The organism is Zobellella aerophila (assembly GCF_039539325.1).
Lineage (GTDB): Bacteria > Pseudomonadota > Gammaproteobacteria > Enterobacterales > Aeromonadaceae > Oceanimonas > Oceanimonas aerophila.
Genome location: NZ_BAABCX010000003.1, coordinates 154,211 through 169,578, shown reverse-complemented (window position 1 = coordinate 169,578; position 15,368 = coordinate 154,211). Strand labels below are relative to the sequence as shown.

Annotated in this window: 12 protein-coding genes; 8 read left to right on the top strand and 4 right to left on the bottom strand. The window is 58.0% G+C overall.

Annotated features, from left to right (window positions below):
* Positions 1-486 precede the first annotated feature (486 nt).
* Positions 487-969, bottom strand: coding sequence for an FKBP-type peptidyl-prolyl cis-trans isomerase (locus tag ABD806_RS12300; RefSeq protein WP_344958383.1), 483 nt, complete (start codon positions 967-969; stop codon positions 487-489).
* Positions 970-1,342: 373 nt separating this feature from the next.
* On the opposite strand from ABD806_RS12300, the gene ABD806_RS12295 reads away from it, so the two are divergent.
* Positions 1,343-1,825, top strand: a complete 483-nt coding sequence (locus ABD806_RS12295) for a cupin domain-containing protein (protein ID WP_344958381.1) — start codon at positions 1,343-1,345, stop codon at positions 1,823-1,825.
* A 126-nt stretch (positions 1,826-1,951) separates the two neighbouring features.
* Positions 1,952-2,485, top strand: coding sequence for a polyhydroxyalkanoate synthesis repressor PhaR (gene phaR, locus ABD806_RS12290; RefSeq protein WP_344958379.1), 534 nt, complete (start codon positions 1,952-1,954; stop codon positions 2,483-2,485).
* A gap of 41 nt (positions 2,486-2,526) precedes the next feature.
* Here the strand turns inward: phaR and phaP are convergent, their stop codons facing one another.
* Complete coding sequence (phaP, locus tag ABD806_RS12285) at positions 2,527-3,171, bottom strand: TIGR01841 family phasin (RefSeq protein WP_344958377.1); 645 nt, start codon at positions 3,169-3,171, stop codon at positions 2,527-2,529.
* A gap of 896 nt (positions 3,172-4,067) precedes the next feature.
* Here phaP and gcl point away from each other — a divergent pair.
* From gcl to ABD806_RS12255, 6 genes are all read left to right on the top strand, one after another.
* A complete protein-coding gene (gcl, locus tag ABD806_RS12280; protein ID WP_425583124.1) occupies positions 4,068-5,834 on the top strand; it encodes a glyoxylate carboligase in 1,767 nt (588 codons plus the stop codon).
* A 72-nt stretch (positions 5,835-5,906) separates the two neighbouring features.
* Positions 5,907-6,689, top strand: coding sequence for a hydroxypyruvate isomerase (gene hyi, locus ABD806_RS12275; RefSeq protein ID WP_344958373.1), 783 nt, complete (start codon positions 5,907-5,909; stop codon positions 6,687-6,689).
* Positions 6,690-6,955: 266 nt separating this feature from the next.
* Positions 6,956-7,843, top strand: a complete 888-nt coding sequence (locus ABD806_RS12270) for a 2-hydroxy-3-oxopropionate reductase (RefSeq protein ID WP_344958371.1) — start codon at positions 6,956-6,958, stop codon at positions 7,841-7,843.
* 317 nt (positions 7,844-8,160) lie between these two features.
* Entirely contained in the window at positions 8,161-9,429 is a 1,269-nt protein-coding gene (locus tag ABD806_RS12265) for a glycerate kinase type-2 family protein (RefSeq protein WP_344958369.1), read from the top strand.
* A 226-nt stretch (positions 9,430-9,655) separates the two neighbouring features.
* The gene (locus ABD806_RS12260; protein ID WP_344958367.1) at positions 9,656-10,156 is read left to right on the top strand and encodes an ureidoglycolate lyase; all 501 of its coding nucleotides are present in this window, start codon (positions 9,656-9,658) and stop codon (positions 10,154-10,156) included.
* 1,116 nt (positions 10,157-11,272) lie between these two features.
* Positions 11,273-12,724, top strand: a complete 1,452-nt coding sequence (locus ABD806_RS12255; RefSeq protein ID WP_344958364.1) for a YfcC family protein — start codon at positions 11,273-11,275, stop codon at positions 12,722-12,724.
* Positions 12,725-12,913: 189 nt separating this feature from the next.
* On the opposite strand, the gene ABD806_RS12250 is transcribed toward ABD806_RS12255, so the two are convergent.
* Positions 12,914-14,410, bottom strand: a complete 1,497-nt coding sequence (locus tag ABD806_RS12250; protein ID WP_344958362.1) for an aldehyde dehydrogenase — start codon at positions 14,408-14,410, stop codon at positions 12,914-12,916.
* Positions 14,411-14,430: 20 nt separating this feature from the next.
* Positions 14,431-15,165: a type 1 glutamine amidotransferase gene (locus ABD806_RS12245; protein WP_344958360.1), complete on the bottom strand. Its 735-nt coding sequence runs from the start codon at positions 15,163-15,165 to the stop codon at positions 14,431-14,433.
* Positions 15,166-15,368: the final 203 nt, after the last annotated feature.

Below are 15,368 nucleotides of genomic sequence, written 5' to 3'. Positions count from 1 at the left end.
CTCAACCATTGTCATGACCAGCGCGAAGATTAAGATCAGGCCAGTTATTGATCAATCTAAGTACACCATTCTTTGTTAAATTTGTGAAGCGGATCTATTAATCAGGATAAAGTAGCCTCCCCAAGGAGGGGATGCACGATATAACAGCAATATGGGCGAACATCGTGCGACAGCCGTATCTGAGGAAAAGCAGCGTTTATGATTAATTGGAGGAGTGCTTAGGCTAGGAAAGGGATTGAATGATATAAAAAACCACTAACTGGTCAGGCCAAAAATCAAAAAAATATATGACCACTCGCTAAGTGGCTGATTTTAAGGCTGCTACCTTTCGGACAGGGATCAGGGACAGTGGGTCAAAGCAAGAAGGGATGTCATGGCAAAACTGCTGTGGTCATCGACGGGATGGAGATGATGCCAGTGTAACTCGAGTCACTATAGATGATCAGGAGCCTGATGCAAAAGGGGCGGCCTTGGCCGCCCTCTCCATCAGTGGTGATGGCCGCCTTCGCCGTGGGCATGGCCGTGGGCGATCTCTTCCTCGCTGGCGGCCCGCACCGAAAGCACCTCCAGATCGAAGGTCAGGGTGCGGCCGGCCCAGGGATGGTTCAAATCCACATCGGCCATAAACTTGCCCACCTTGAGGATGGTCACCTGCCGCTGGCCCTGCTCGGACTGCACCACCGCGGTCATGCCCGCCTGCCAGCGCTTGGCGCCCAGCAGATGCTTGACCGGAATGCGCTGGGTAAAGCCTTCCTTGCGCTCTCCGTAGGTCTCGGCGGGAGGCAGGGTCACGGTGAAGCTGTCGCCTTCGGCCTTGCCGGCGAAGGCCTTCTCCACCCCAACCATCATGTTGTTGTGGCCATGCAGGTAGGCGAGCGGCGCCTGGCCGGCATTGCTCTCCAGCACCTCGCCGTTTTCGCCCTTCAGGCGGTAATTGAACTGAACCACTGTGTTATCGGCAATCTGCATCTGTCGTCCTAATATAAGTTGAGCCTCTGACCGAACGGAATCATAGCAGATGGCCGGATCCTGTTCAGCATTCCCATCCACCGGCTCCGCACCCTGCCTTCTGTATTACGCTTTAAATAACTGTTCCTAAATTGTGCTACAGAAATCAGGCTCGAACGCAGACTCGCCGTAAACCCATCCTTGGGGGCTCCGCCGCACGACTGACCGCCATGGATGGCGGGAATGCCGTAACGGCAGGAGCATTTTCCGGCCCTGGCGCGGAGGGTCTGCTTATCGAATCCTGACTTCTGTCTCGAAATGTAGCGGTATTTGTATCAGTTATTTAAACAGGGCCCGGTTGGGTGACCGGGCCCGTCAGAGGGAGGAAAACACCATGAAATTCCGAACCGCCCTGGCCGGCTGTCTGGTGAGTGCCACCGTGCCCATGCTGGCACTGGCCGTCGAGTTGCCGGATCCGGGCCCGGGGCAGCACCTGCTCTACCAGCCAGACCAGATGAGTTGGCAGGATGGTCCGGCCTCGCTGCCGGCCGGCTCCCGCTTTGTGGTACTGGAAGGTAACCCGGCCGAGCCCGGTATCTTTACCCTGCGGCTGCTATTGCCCGATGGTTACCGGGTACCGCTGCACTCGCATCCCGGGGTCGAGCGGGTGACGGTGCTGAGTGGCATCTTCTACCTGGGCATGGATGACAGCCAGGCCAAGGAGAACGCGCAGCGTCTGCCGGCCGGTAGCTACACCGCCATGCCGCCGGCCATGCGCCACTACGCCATTGCCGAGGGTGAAACCGTGGTTCAGCTGACCTCGGTCGGCCCCTGGGAGGTCAACTACGTCAATCCGGCCGATGATCCGCGCCAGTAAGTAATCCGGGCCCGTCCGTCCGCGGTTCGGGCCTGCGCGGCACGGGCCGGGGAGCCGCCGCTAAATTGAGCGGTGCCGTCGATTGGGATACACTGCCTTTATATTCAAGCAATAAGGGCAGGTCGCATGTCAGACAGCAGCCAGGACGATATCCGCATTATCAAGAAATACCCCAACCGCCGCCTGTACGACAGCCGCACCAGCAGCCACCTCAATCTCGCCGACATTCGCCGCCTGGTGCTCGAACAGGAGCCGTTTCAGGTGGTGGACGCCAAGACCGGCGAAGATCTGACTCGCAGCATTCTGCTGCAGATCATCCAGGAAGCGGAAAGCGACGGGAACCCCATCTTCTCCAGCAACATGCTGAAAAACATCATCCGCTTCTACGGCCCCTTTCAGGGCGTGCTCGGCAGCTACCTGGAAGACAGCATCCAGTCGATGATCGATATTCAGGCACAGGCCGGCACCCAGTCATCCAAGGCCTGGCGCGACTTTATGCATGGCCAGGCGCCGATGATGCAGGAGCTGATGCACCAGTATATGGAGCAGTCGAAGGCCCTTTATCAGAATACCCAGAATATGTTCGGCCTGTTTGGCGGCTTTGCGGACAAGCCCGACGCCGGCGATCTGGATACCAAAAAAAGCGGCGACGAGGAATAATCCAGGTCGCCGCAAACACCTCTGTACCGCTTAGTTAGTGGTTATGCACTTGCTTTGCTGGCGGCACGGTTGTTCTTGCTGGCCGCAGCGGCGGCATTGATACCGGTCTCGGCGGCCTGCTTGGTCGCTTTTTCGGCGATCTCGGCGGCCTGCTTGGCGGCATTCTCGGCAAACTCAGCGGCTTTTTTGCCGGCATTGTCGGCGATTTCAGCTGCCTGCTTGGCGGCTTTCTGCGCGCTCTCATAGGCGCTGTCGGCATTGGCCATGACCGACTTGAGGGCAGCGACGGCAGGCTCGGACCCGGCAGGGGCATTCTTGACCAGGGCATCTACCACTTCCTTGGCCTGCTTGGTGCCGGCGGCAACCTGCTGCTCACCCAGTTTGGCGATATCGGCCTGTACACCGGAGATCAGGCTGAGGGCCTCACGATTGAACTCCAGTACCCGCTCCAGTTGTACGGTCGGGTTGAACAGGGAAACCTGCAGCTCGGCAAAGGCCTGAGCGTCACGTACCGCATAAAACTTGGCGGCGTTCTCGAAGCTCTCTTCGCCGATGGTACGCAGCGCCTTGACTTGCAGCTGGCCCAGCTGCTCGGCACCGGCAAACAAGGCACCGTTCAGTTGCTGCAACAGCTCCAGGTTGGCTTTCTGGGCGTTCTGAATCTTATCGAAATCGAAAAATGACATATCTGAAGTCTCCTGAGAATGAGGGGGCCATATCGCCCGGCACGCCAACAGTCAGACCAAGACAACAGCTTCGGCGCGCCACTGCATTATTGCACCGCACAAAAAGCGTTTGCAAGTTATTTTTGTGCATCGCAAAACGCCCCTCTTGAGCCGCCACACTCAATCGGAGCGGCGACTGGCTAGAACCACCAGAAGATACAGGGAAAATAATGCGGTAAACGCCGGAGTGCTTCACTCGATAGGATCGAGTTACCGCTCAAACAGCTGAGCATCCCCAGGATCCAGCAGTGCCGATGGCTAAGATGCGGTTCAGGAGGCAGTCATTTTTTGCAGGGCAATAAAATCAAAGATCGATCTACTTGGGCTCCGACCCTGTGTTCAGACCCTTGGCGGCTCCGTCTCGGCTTGCCAGACGAAACAAAATCCACCTGGATGACGGCCGCTACCTGGCCGCGACCTGATGACACCGCTTATCAATAAGAGAAATGAAGATGCCGACGACTATAGGTGTCCAGCGGCCTGTCCGAAGCGCTTTAATTAAAAACAGCATTGAATTCCACTATATGGAAAACAAGTAAAATCCCTCCACACCCTTACTCAGCAACCTAAATTGTGCTTAACATTCAACAAAAAACACAGAAAACAAAATAACAAACAGTATGTTACAAATAAAATAGCCGAACCTGCCCGAACATTCGCGCCACAAACTAATTCCACATTACAAAAGCGATTTCCAAAAATATGTTGATCGTCACATTTTTTTTTGTATTATCTGTGCATGGGTTAAGCAGTTGTTAATCGCCATCACCGGGCGTGACCGCTTTCCAACCCCAGTATAGATACATAACTCAGGTGCCTCAGGCACCGCAGATGAATGGGTACCAGCTATGGCTAAAATGAAAGCAATCGAAGCAGCCGCCAAAATCCTGGAATTGGAAGGTGTAACCAAAGCCTTTGGTGTTCCCGGCGCGGCCATCAACCCCTTCTACGCCGCTTTGCGCGGTCTTGGCTCGATCAGTCATGTGCTGGCCCGCCACGTGGAAGGTGCCTCCCATATGGCCGAGGGTTACACCCGCGCCAACCCGGGCAATATCGGCGTTTGTATCGGTACCTCCGGTCCCGCCGGCACCGATATGATCACCGGCCTGTATTCGGCTTCTGCCGACTCCATTCCGATTCTGTGCATCACCGGCCAGGCTCCCCGCGCCCGCATGCACAAGGAAGATTTCCAGGCGGTCGACATTGAATCCATCGCCAAGCCGGTTGCCAAATGGGCGGTGACCGTGATGGAACCGGCCCAGGTGCCCGGTACTTTCCAGCAGGCCTTCCACATCATGCGCTCCGGCCGTCCCGGTCCCGTGCTGATCGACCTGCCGTTCGATGTACAGATGGCCGAGATCGAATTTGATCCGGAAGCCTACCAGCCGCTGACCCCGTTCAAGCCGGCCGCCACCCGCATCCAGGTGGAAAAAGCGCTGACCATGCTCAACGATGCCGACAAGCCGTTGCTGGTTTCCGGTGGTGGCGTGATCAACGCCGATGCCGCCGACCTGCTGACCGAGTTTGCCGAAGTGCTGGGCGTACCGGTGATCCCGACCCTGATGGGCTGGGGCACTATTCCCGACGATCACGAGCTGATGGCCGGTATGTGCGGTCTGCAGACTTCACACCGCTACGGTAACGCCAACCTGCTGGCTTCCGACTTCGTGCTGGGTATCGGCAACCGCTGGGCCAACCGCCACACCGGTTCCGTCGACGTCTACACCAAGGGCCGTAAGTTCGTGCACGTGGATATAGAGCCGACCCAGATCGGTCGCGTATTCGGTCCGGACCTGGGCATCGTCTCCGACGCCGGCGAAGCGCTGAAGCTGTTCGTGGAAGTCGCCAAAGAATGGAAGGCGGCCGGCAAGCTGAAAGACCGCAGTTCCTGGGTTGGCGAGTGCCAGGAGCGCAAACGCACCCTGCAGCGCAAGACCCACTTCGACAACGTACCGGTCAAGCCACAGCGTGTATACGAAGAGATGAACAAGGTCTTCGGCCGCGACACCACCTATGTCTCCACCATCGGTCTGTCGCAAATCGCCGCCGCCCAGTTCCTGCACGTGTACAAGGCACGTAACTGGATCAACTGTGGCCAGGCCGGCCCCCTGGGCTGGACCATTCCTGCAGCCCTGGGTGTGTGCGCCGCCGAGCCCGGTCGCCAGGTAGTCGCCCTGTCCGGTGACTATGACTTCCAGTTCATGATTGAAGAACTGGCGGTGGGTGCCCAATTCAAGCTGCCTTACATCCATGTGCTGGTGAACAACTCCTACCTGGGCTTGATCCGCCAGGCACAGCGTGGCTTCGATATGGACTACTGCGTACAGCTGTCGTTCGAAAACATCAACGCCCCCGAACTGGGTGAATACGGTGTCGATCACAAGGCGGTGGTCGAAGGCCTGGGCTGTAAAGCCATCCGGGTATTCAAGCCGGAAGAGATCGCCCCGGCCCTGGAACAGGCCAAGGCACTGATGGCCGAGCACCGGGTACCCGTGGTAGTTGAAGTCATCCTGGAGCGGGTCACCAATATCTCCATGGGTGTGGAAATCGACGCCGTCAACGAGTTTGAAGCACTGGCCGAGAAAGGCGCCGACGCCCCGACCGCCATTTCACTGCTCGACTAAGCTGGTCTCTAGCAGGGGATGCAATCCCCTGCTAACCGCTCGGCTCAAATGAATTAAGTGAAGGACATTGTTATGCCGAAATTAGCTGCCAATCTGTCTATGCTGTTTACCGAAGTGGACTTCCTGGACCGCTTCGATGCCGCCGCCAAGGCCGGCTTCAAGGGGGTGGAATACCTGTTCCCCTACGCTTTCCCGGTTAATGATATAAAAACCCGCCTGGACGCCAACGGCCTGACCCAGGTGCTGTTCAACCTGCCTGCAGGTAACTGGGACGGCGGCGAGCGCGGTATCGCCTGCCATCCGGATCGGGTGGAAGAATTCCGTGCCGGTGTGGATCAGGCTATCGCCTACGCCAAGGTGCTGGGCAACTCCCAGGTAAACTGCCTGGCCGGCATCCAGCCGGCGGGTGTGTCCTACGAAGAGGCCGAGGCCACCTTCGTTGCCAACCTGAAGTTTGCCGTCGATAAGCTGGAAGCCGCCGGCATCAAACTGGTGATGGAAGCGATCAACACCCTGGATATTCCCGGTTTCTTCCTGAACAACACCAAGCAGGCCCAGGCCATCCGCGAAAAAGTGGGCAGCGCCAACCTGTACCTGCAGTATGACATCTATCATATGCAGATCATGGAAGGCGACCTGGCCCGTACCGTGAAGAACAACCTGGCCAACATCAATCACGTGCAGCTGGCCGACAACCCGGGCCGCCACGAGCCGGGCACCGGCGAGATCAACTACGCCTTCCTGTTCAAATACCTGGACGAAGTGGGCTACGAAGGCTGGATCGGCTGTGAATACAAGCCGGCCACCACCACCGAAGCCGGTCTGGGCTGGCTGCAGCAGTACAACCTGCACTGACCAGATCTGAAGGTTGGAACAGGCGAAGGAAGGCGCAACACGCCGACACGCCGTGACCCCATCCATGGGGGCGGCGGCGCCACTGACCGCCATGGAGGGCGGAAATGCCGGAACGGCAGGAGCATTTTCCGGTCCTGGCGCTAACGGCCGGCTTGGCTGCATCCTTCCTTCACCTGAGCACCGTCTGAACATGTTTAAGGACGCGGACCCTGAAGTACTAGCTCCCTCCGGGGTCCGCGCCCACCCAAATTAAGAAGGAAGATCCCATGAAAATAGGTTTTATCGGTACCGGTATTATGGGCAAGCCCATGGCACAGAACCTGCAAAAAGCCGGTCACACCCTGTATTTCTCCGAGCATTACAACAAGGCTCCGGCCGACCTGCTGGGTGACAACGGCATTGCCCTGGCCAACCCGGCCGCCGTGGCTCAAGAAGCCGAAGTCATCATCACCATGGTGCCCGATACCCCCCAGGTAGAAGAAGTGCTGTTCGGTGCCAACGGTGTGGCCGAGGGCCTGTCCGCCGGCAAAATCGTGATCGACATGTCTTCCATCTCTCCGATTGCCACCAAGGCCATTGCCAAGCGCATCAATGAAACCGGCGCCGACTACCTGGATGCCCCGGTATCCGGTGGTGAAGTGGGTGCCATCAACGCCACCCTGACCATCATGGTTGGTGGCGAGCAGTCCGTGTTTAACCAGGTCAAGCCGCTGTTCGACGCCATGGGCAAGAACATCACCCTGGTGGGCGGTAATGGTGACGGACAGACCTGTAAGGTTGCCAACCAGATCATCGTTGCGCTGAACATCGAAGCGGTTGCCGAAGCCCTGGTGTTCGCCTCCAAGGCCGGTGCCGATCCTGCCCGTGTACGTGAAGCGCTGATGGGTGGTTTCGCCTCTTCCAAGATCCTGGAAGTACACGGCGAGCGTATGGTCAAGGGCACCTTCAATCCGGGCTTCCGTATCGCCCTGCACCAGAAGGACCTGAACCTGGCCCTGAGCGGTGCCCGTGAGCTGGGTGTTGCCCTGCCCAACACCGCCAGCGCCCAAGAGCTGTTCAATACCTGCAGCGCCCTGGGCGGCGCCGGCTGGGATCACTCCGGCATGGTAAAAGCCCTGGAGCACCTGGCTAACCACAATATTCGTGGTGAGTGAGTATCGGCTGATAGCAAATAAATTGTATTGCGGTGATGGACTGCAATAAACGACAAGCCTGTTCGCCGGTGAGACCCGTACGGCAACGGGAGATGGAAGGAAACAGTTAAGTCGACCGTCCGCAGCAAGGAGGCTGCGGACGAGCGCCCAGGGAGATTGTTCACCGCGCGTTGGCCGTACTGCCCTTCCGTCACCCCAGCTCAGAGCTTAAGCTTGTCGGCTGCCCCATCCCATAGATTAACCTTTGAGCCGCTGGCTAGCGCTCGATCTGTAACTCACCCAATAATTAATAAAGGCTTTTTCAGGAGTATTTTGCTATGGATGTAAACGCAAAAGCATTATTGCGGCAACTGTTCGACACCGCCGTGGCCGCCGCCTTGCCCAAAGGCAACCTGGCCGCCTTTTTGCCGGAAGATACTCGTCAAAAAGCCGTTGTTATCGGAGCCGGTAAGGCAGCCGCGTCCATGGCCGCCGAGCTGGATGCCATCTGGGAAGGTGAATTATCCGGCCTGGTGGTCACCCGCTACGAGCACGGCGCCGACTGCGAGCGCATCGAGGTTATCGAAGCCGCCCATCCGGTGCCCGACGATGCCGGCGAGCGGGTCGGCCGCCGCATGATGGAACTGGTCAGCTCCCTGGGTGAAGACGACCTGGTGATCTGCCTGCTGTCCGGTGGCGGCTCCTCTCTGCTGAGCCTGCCGGCGCCGGGCCTGACCCTGGCCGACAAACAGGCCATCAACAAGGCGCTGTTGAAATCCGGTGCCGCCATCGACGAGATGAACTGCGTGCGCAAGCACCTGTCCGCCATCAAGGGTGGCCGCCTGGCCGCCGCCGTCTATCCGGCCCGGCTGATCACCTTGGGGATTTCCGACGTGCCCGGCGACGAGCCCACGGTTATCGCTTCCGGCCCCACCGTGGCTGACCCCACCACTTCGGCCCAGGCCCTGAGCATCCTGGACAACTATGGTATTGAAGTGCCGGCCCACATGCGCGCCTGGCTGCAAAGCCCGGAGTCGGAAACCGTCAAGCCCGGCGACGAACGTCTCAGCCGCGCCGAGTTTCATATGATCGCCACCCCGCAGGACGCCCTGGACGCCGCCGCCGATCTGGCCATGTCCCACGACATCACCCCGCTGGTATTGGGTGACTGCATCGAAGGGGAAGCGCGGGAAGTGGCCAAGGTTCATGCCGCCATCGCCAAACAGGTGGTCAAATGCGACCAGCCGATCTCGGCGCCCTGCGTGATCCTGTCCGGCGGTGAGACGACGGTCACCATCAAGGGCAATGGCCGGGGCGGCCGCAACAGCGAATTTATGCTGAGCCTGTTCAACGAGCTGAAAGGGCTGAACCGGGTCTATGCCCTGGCGGCCGATACCGACGGTATCGACGGGGTGGAGGACAACGCCGGAGCCCTGATCACCCCCGAGCTGTATCAGCAGGCCGAGCAGGCCGGACTGAAGGCGGAAGACTATCTGGCCAATAACGACAGCTATGGCTTTTTTGTTCAGCTGGATGCGCTGGTCGAAACCGGCCCGACCCGTACCAATGTGAATGATTTTCGCGCGATCCTGATTTTACCCGAGTAAGGGACGCGCTTAACCGCGGGGCGCAGACGGTTAACTCGCCCCCACCAGCAAGCGGTTGTCGTTCGGTCAACGGCCGGCCCTCCACCGAGAATCGGGTCTGGCTGCCAGACCCGATAAACCGGAGCGGCTGGCCAAGATAAAAAATAAACATCTATGCAGACGTCGGCGTTCACCGCCGGCGTCTGTTCGGTAAAGCACGTTCAGGCCCAAGCGCCAAGGATAAACTATGACATTACGAATTATTGCCCAGCCGTTAACGGCCGAAGCCTTCGCCCCTTTCGGGGACGTGATTGAATCTGAAGGTCAGCACAGCTTCCACATCAACGACGGCAATGCCCTGCGCTTTCATGATGTAGCCAAGGCCGAATTCAGTGGCGATGCGGCCCATGTCGGCATCAGCCTGGTGGACGTCGCTCCCTACCAGATGCCGCTGGCCGTCACCCTGATGGAAAAGCACCCCAAGGGTTCCCAAGCCTTTATCCCGCTGGATAATGAGCCTTTCCTGGTGATTGTTGCCCCCCGCGGTCCCGAGATCAGAATAGAAGAGATCAAGGCGTTCATCACCAATGGTCGCCAGGGCATCAACTATCACACCGACTCCTGGCACCACCCGCTGGTGTCCCTCAAGGACGCCCAGCGTTTTATCATCGTTGACCGCATCGGCAAGGATGACAACTGCGATCTGTTCCATATCGAGCCGGGCCAGCTGGAAGTCGCCCTTTCCTGATCGCCCCCGCTCACCGATGCCTGATAACCCGCCGCTTGGCGGGTTATTTATTTCCCTCTGCCCAATCCCAGGGGCCGTCAAGGCCCGTGCCGCCCTTTACCCTCGTTGATGCATCACAGCAGTCTGTTGGCGCTGCCTGCGGACGACTCGGTGCTCAAGAGGAGCCGGTTGCTGTTGCCTCTGGAGCTGAGGCCCAAAAGATGATCAGAGACTGAATGGGATTGGCATGAGCCCCGCTGCGGCGGATGTTCCCTGGCGTATGAAACAACGCCATGGGCCATGACGGGCAGTTAAGGCGGCGCGCGCGATAACGCCTCGGCCACACGAACGGAAATAGGCTCTTCCGGCTTTCCGTCGTGCCCAATATGGCGGGCGCCAGCAACTCTTACCCGGCTGAAAGCAGCCTCCGTGCCGCCTGTCGTGGCAAGATGCCCTTCCCGGGCGCAGCACTTCGCTCCATCATGCTTATCCTCACCGCCAACCACACCTTGAGATACCACCACCGGTGGTGCAGCCCTGAGCCGCGATAGGAAGCTCCCTTCGCCACCCAAGAGATTCAATAAAAACCGCTTCCTATGGGTTGCCAGCCACAATTAATTACATAATTATAGATTAAGAATTAAAACATAAATTATGTCCACAATGAACAAAACCAAGCGATACAAAATAACTAAAAATAAACAACAAAACTCAACTCAATAAATAATACACTAACTTTTTAGATTGTATTTTTATTCTATTAAAATCAAAACAAACGAACTGAAAAATAAATAAAACAACAAGTTAAACCAAATGACACAAATAATACCGGCATCATTACCAAACTCGGCGACAAAAAATAAAACCAATCAAAAACAACAACTTAAAGAAAACCATCAATTAAAAATCTGACTTTAAAGTCACAAAAAACTCAATTTCCACTCAATGGAAATACATTCCAAAATATGTTGATCTCTTGTTATTAAATATTTAATAATGCCTGTGAGGTTGATAAGTGGTGCGATTCAAACCAGCCCCATTAATATTGGAAACGAGTTGCGCCCATCACCTTGTAAAGAGTTACGCAAGCCCAGCATAAATGGACTTTAATCAGTTGATGTGAAAGAGGGAGAGGTCATGGAACCCATGCCTAAAGCCAATCAGTTTTCCGCCGACACAGTGGAACAGAAGAAAAAGTCGTTCGAGATGCCCCATATCTATGTCATCTTGTTCGTGTTCAGCGCGCTCGCCGCTGTGCTTACCTACATAGTGCCCGCCGGTCAGTATGATCGGATCCCCGGCCCCAACGGCCGAATCACCATAGATCCCAACTCCTACCAAGTGATTGAGTCCAACCCGATTGGCCTGGTCGACTTTATGCTGGCCATCCCCAAGGGCCTGATGAGCGCCGGTACCGTGGTGTTCTTCACTTTTGTCATCGGCGGCATGTTCATGGTACTGCGCCGCACCGGCATCATCGAGGTGGGGGTCGATAAGCTGACCCGCAAGTTTGCCCATAACACGATAGTGATCATACCGGTGCTGATGACCACCTTTGCGGTGATCGCCACCCTGATCGGTACCCAGGAATTGGCCCTGGTCTATGTGCCCGTGATCCTGCCGTTGATGATCGCCCTGCGCTTCGACTCGGTCACCGCCGCCGCCGTCGCCCTGTGCGCCACCACCGCCGGCTTTACCACAGGTGTGCTCAACCCCATCAACACCGGCCTTGGCCAGCAACTGGCCGATCTGCCGGTCTACTCGGGCATGCTGCTGCGCGCCCTGGCTTTTGCCGCCGTGTTGCTGGTCGGTATCTTCTACGTCACCCGCTACGCCCTGAAAGTACGTAATAATCCCGAGCTGAGCCTGATGGGCGATGACGCCAAGGAAAAGGAAAAGCGCGCCCGTTACCTGCATGGGGCCGACGAGACTGAACTGAACGCGACCACACGTCAGAAATGGGCCGCCCTCGCCGCCTTCGGCTTCTTCGGCCTGCTGGTATGGGGCGTGATGACCCAGGGCTGGTTTATGATGGAAATGGCCGGCCTGTTTATCATCATGGGGATCACCGTCGGCCTGATCGCCGGTCTGAACACCACCGATATCTGCGAAGGGTTTAACGAAGGTTTCCGTGACGTATTGGTCGGCGCCATGATCTGCGGTGTCGCCCGCGCCGTTGCCGTGGTCCTGGAAGACGGCCAGATCATGGATACCCTGGTCTATGGCCTGGGCAACCTGGTCGGTGGATTGCCGTCAGTCCTGTCGGCCATCGGCATGTTTTTTGCGCAGCTTGGCTTCAACTTCATTATCCCGTCAGGCAGCGGTCAGGCCCTGGTCACCATGCCGATCATGGCGCCCCTGTCCGACTTGCTCGGCGTGACCCGCCAGACCGCGGTCCTGGCCTACCAGCTGGGTGACGGCCTGAGCAATATCCTCTACCCCACCTCTGGCTACTTTATGGCGACCCTGGCCCTGGCCGGTGTCACCTGGAACAAGTGGGTGAAGTTCTTCCTGCCGCTGTTCGCCATCTGGATCGCCATCGCCATCGGCTTCCTGATCTTCGCCCAGTTCACCCAGTGGGTCGGCTAAGCCTTTAATCCCTCGCCAATAAACGACAAAAGCACCTTCGTGGTGCTTTTGTCGTTTATTGGCGAGGGCTGCTGACGTCGGCCATCTCCGGCTTTTTCAACGGTGCGCTACCTGGCCGCCGATGGCTCCTGGTTATCTCGCGCCTATGCCCTGACTACGTTGATAACAGCAGCATGGCTTGTTCTGAGCCTAAAGCTTGATCCAGGTGGCCTTCAGCTCGGTGTACTTGTCGAACGCATGCAGGGATTTGTCACGGCCATTGCCCGACTGCTTGAAGCCGCCAAAGGGGGCCGTCATGTCGCCGCTGTCGTACTGGTTCACCCATACGCTGCCGGCGCGCAAGGCCTTGCTTGCCAGGTGCGCCTTGGACAGATCCCGGGTCCACACCGCCGCCGCCAGGCCATAGATGGTGTCGTTGGCGATGGCGATGGCCTCCTCGAAACCCTCGAAACTGATCACCGACAACACGGGGCCGAAGATTTCCTCGCGGGCGATGCGCATCTCGTTGGTGACGTCGTCAAACAGGGTCGGCTCGACAAAGAAACCACCGCTTTCCTGCCGTACCCGCCGGCCACCCACGACCAGCCGGGCTCCCTCCTCCTGACCAGCCCGGATATAGCCCAGCACGGTATCGGTTTGCCCCTGATCCACCAGGGCGCCGACCCGGGTTTGCGGATCCAGCGGGTGCCCGGGTTGCCAGTGCTCCTGCAGCGCGTTCGCCACCTTCTCTACAAAGAGATCCTTGATGGAGGCTTCCACCAGCAGGCGGGAGCCGGCGGTACAGACCTCCCCCTGGTTAAAGGCGATGGCCGCCGCCGCCGTCCGGGCCGCCTCGCCCAGATCCGGTGCGTCGGCAAAGACAATGTTCGGGCTCTTGCCGCCGGCCTCCAGCCAGACCCGTTTCATGTTCGACTCGCCGGCATAGATCATCAATTGCTTGGCAATCCGGCTGGAGCCGGTAAATACCAGGGTATCCACATCCATATGCAGGGCCAGCGCCTTGCCGACCGCGTGGCCGTAACCGGGCAATACATTCAGCACACCGGCGGGCAGGCCCGCTTCCAGGGCCAGCGCCGCCAGCCGAATGGCGGTCAACGGGGATTTTTCCGATGGCTTGAGGATCACCGAATTGCCGCTCGCCAGGGCCGGCCCCAGTTTCCAGCAGGCCATCATCATCGGGAAGTTCCAGGGCACGATGGCGGCCACCACGCCGACGGGTTCGCGAGTGACCAGACCCAGCTCATCGTGGCCGGTGGCGGCCACCTCATCGTAGATTTTATCGATCGCCTCGGCAGACCAGCGAATGGCGCACTCGGTGGCCGGCACATCCACCGCCAGCGAATCGCCGATAGGCTTGCCCATGTCCAGCGTTTCCAGCAGCGCCAGTTCCTCGCCATGCTCGGTGATCAGCTCGGCAAAGCGCAACAACACCGCCTTGCGCCGGACTGGTGCCAGGCGCGACCACACCCCGGACACGAAGGTCTGCCGTGCATTGCTGACCGCCAGCTCCGCATCCTCCTGATCACAACTGGCAACCCTGGCAAGCAGTCGCTGATCGATGGGGCTGATACAGTCGAATGTCTGCTGTTGCTGCGCCTCCCGGTACTGACCATTGATAAAGCAGCGCCCCTCTATTTGCAGCTGCTCGTAACGCGCTTCCCAATCCGTTTTGCTTATCTGGCTCATTTCGGTTTCCTTATATCAGCCTATTGACTCACTGGTGTCTGAACACAATTCGGCTCCATCCCGGCACCGACTGCGCCAAGGGACTGCAGAAAGTCCTGCAACAGCCGGCTCAAATTGGCCCTGTTTTCCGGCTGCCTCTGTTCGATTTCCCGGCGAAGCCGGTCGGGCAGGTCGCCTACCTTCTCCAGGAAGCGACGCCCCTCCCCGGTCTGCCGCCAGCCCGCCGTCCAGGTATCGAACATGTCCACGGTTATTTCCGGATGAAACTGAACCCCCATGACCTTGCCATGACGGAACGCCTGCTGGGCCAGCTCGGTTTTGCCCAGCAGGGTCGCCCCCGGCGGCGCGATGAACGCATCGAAATGAAAGTTCAGCCATGGCCCCTGGTGCGACCAGCCGTCGTCCGGTGTATCGATGTGGCACCAGCCGATTTCCGGCTGGCGATTGCGCGACACGCTTCCCCCCAGCAGCCTGGCCAGCAGCTGGCTGCCAAAGCAGATACCCAGCACAGGTACCCCGCTGTCCACCACCTGCCGCAACCAGGCCACCTCTTTTGCCATCCAGGGCAAGCTGTCGTCATAGGCGGATTCGATACTGCCCATGACGAACAGCAGTTCAAGCTCCGATGGCGCCGGGAGCACATCGTTGACGGAGATAACATCGAGGGTAATTCCCAGCTCCGACAGCAGTTCCGGCAGGCTGCCGGGGAGATCCGTCTCCGCATGAATCAGTGCGACGGCACGGCTAATGTTCATGGCAAATCATCCTCCTGGCTTAAAACATATTAAACCATATCTTAACTCACCATTTTTGCCAATCACTCCCGTTATTTTCGTGCCCTTCGCCCTGGAAACCGGAAAAGCAAGCGCTGTCAACGCCACAGCAGGGCAAGTATGGCTGAAATTATCCTTGAAAAATATAAAACCATATTTTAACTTTATTGGTACTCGGGCCCGTC

Excerpts from the sequence above, each read along its gene's own strand:
- ABD806_RS12300 (WP_344958383.1), bottom strand. The coding sequence starts at position 969 with ATGCAGATTGCCGATAACACAGTGGTTCAGTTCAATTACCGCCTGAAG.
- hyi (WP_344958373.1), top strand. The coding sequence starts at position 5,907 with ATGCCGAAATTAGCTGCCAATCTGTCTATGCTGTTTACCGAAGTGGAC.
- ABD806_RS12295 (WP_344958381.1), top strand. The coding sequence starts at position 1,343 with ATGAAATTCCGAACCGCCCTGGCCGGCTGTCTGGTGAGTGCCACCGTG.
- gcl (WP_425583124.1), top strand. The coding sequence starts at position 4,068 with ATGAAAGCAATCGAAGCAGCCGCCAAAATCCTGGAATTGGAAGGTGTA.
- ABD806_RS12265 (WP_344958369.1), top strand. The coding sequence starts at position 8,161 with ATGGATGTAAACGCAAAAGCATTATTGCGGCAACTGTTCGACACCGCC.
- ABD806_RS12255 (WP_344958364.1), top strand. The coding sequence starts at position 11,273 with ATGGAACCCATGCCTAAAGCCAATCAGTTTTCCGCCGACACAGTGGAA.
- ABD806_RS12270 (WP_344958371.1), top strand. The coding sequence starts at position 6,956 with ATGAAAATAGGTTTTATCGGTACCGGTATTATGGGCAAGCCCATGGCA.
- phaP (WP_344958377.1), bottom strand. The coding sequence starts at position 3,171 with ATGTCATTTTTCGATTTCGATAAGATTCAGAACGCCCAGAAAGCCAAC.
- ABD806_RS12260 (WP_344958367.1), top strand. The coding sequence starts at position 9,656 with ATGACATTACGAATTATTGCCCAGCCGTTAACGGCCGAAGCCTTCGCC.
- phaR (WP_344958379.1), top strand. The coding sequence starts at position 1,952 with ATGTCAGACAGCAGCCAGGACGATATCCGCATTATCAAGAAATACCCC.
- ABD806_RS12250 (WP_344958362.1), bottom strand. The coding sequence starts at position 14,410 with ATGAGCCAGATAAGCAAAACGGATTGGGAAGCGCGTTACGAGCAGCTG.
- ABD806_RS12245 (WP_344958360.1), bottom strand. The coding sequence starts at position 15,165 with ATGAACATTAGCCGTGCCGTCGCACTGATTCATGCGGAGACGGATCTC.